Origin of the sequence: Bradyrhizobium sp. DN3, assembly GCF_041357655.1 — a bacterium.
In the GTDB taxonomy this organism is placed as follows: Bacteria; Pseudomonadota; Alphaproteobacteria; order Rhizobiales; family Xanthobacteraceae; genus Bradyrhizobium.
This window is the reverse complement of record NZ_JAULLN010000084.1, coordinates 1-1,141: the sequence shown is the minus strand read 5'-3', so window position 1 is coordinate 1,141 and position 1,141 is coordinate 1. Positions and strand designations below refer to the sequence as shown.

The following is a 1,141-nucleotide window of genomic DNA, read 5'->3' as shown; positions in this document are numbered from 1 at the left end:
CGAAGGTGACGTTGACCGCCGTGCCGCCGTTGAAGGAGGTGAAGGTCAAGGTCTTACCGGCGATGCCGCCAATGCCCGAGGTACGTGCTGCGGTGAACGCGGTCGCAGTCCCGGTGTTGCCGGCGAGGCCGAGCGCATTCAGCGCGTTGCCGGTGCCGGTGACCGACAGGTCGGCGTTGACGCCGGTCGAGATCTTGAGCTGGCCCGAGGCGTTGATCGACGAGTTGGTCTGGCCGGTGGCCGTCGCAAGCGTCGCGGTGCCGTTGGCGTTGACCGTCGCGGTCTGCACACCGGTGGCAAGGTCGATCGCCTTCAGCACGTCGTTGATCGTGCCGCCCTGCAGATAGACGGTCGAGTTGCCGTTGCCGTCGGTCACGACCGCACCGCTCGCACCATAACCGCTCGGAACGCTCGGCGCACCGGTCGTACCCGGGGTCGGCGCGTTCTTGAAGGTGATGACGTGACCGTCGACGTTCAGCGTCGAACCGTCCGTGATCGTCGCGCCCAGCGAGGCCGAGCTCGTGGTCCGGTTGACGCTCACGGTGGCGTTGCCGCCGCCCACTGACGTGGTCAGGCCGAGAGCCTTGAGCAGGTCGGCCTTGCCGGTGACGCTCAGATCAGCACCCGTCGAGCTCTTCAGCGTGACGGCGCCGCCACCAACGCTCGAAGCAGTCTGGTTGACGCTCGTGGCGATCGTCGCGGCACCTGAGGTGATCGATGCCGTCTTGACGCCGCTGGCGAGATCGACCGCGGTCAACAGATCGTTGACGGTCGCAGCCGGGGTGCCCGCGGTGCCGAGATAGACGGTGGTGTTGCCGTTGCCGTCGGTGACGAGGTTGCCGCTGACGCCCGAGCCGGACGCAACCGCGCTCGACGCCGGCGCAGCGCCGCTGCGGAAGGTGATGGTCTTGCCGTTCACGGTCAGCGTGTCGCCGTCGGCAGGCTGAGCGTTGCCGATCAGGCCGGTCGCGGTCGTGCCGTTGGTGGCGATCAGGGTGATGGTGCCGGTCAGGGCCGTGGTACCATCGCCAGCCGTTCCCGCGGTGCCCGTGAACGTGCCGATGGTGGCGCCGAGCGTCGTGGTGCCGGTCGCCGCCGTGGTGCCGCCGGCCGCGCCGCTATACACCACGTTGCTGCTCGC

General features: G+C 68.6%; 1 protein-coding gene. It reads right to left on the bottom strand.

Translation table 11 applies throughout. The features are described 5' to 3' along the window. The coding region (locus AAE027_RS39440; RefSeq protein ID WP_370991174.1) for a DUF1522 domain-containing protein at window positions 1–1,141 on the bottom strand (1,141 nt) is incomplete at both ends.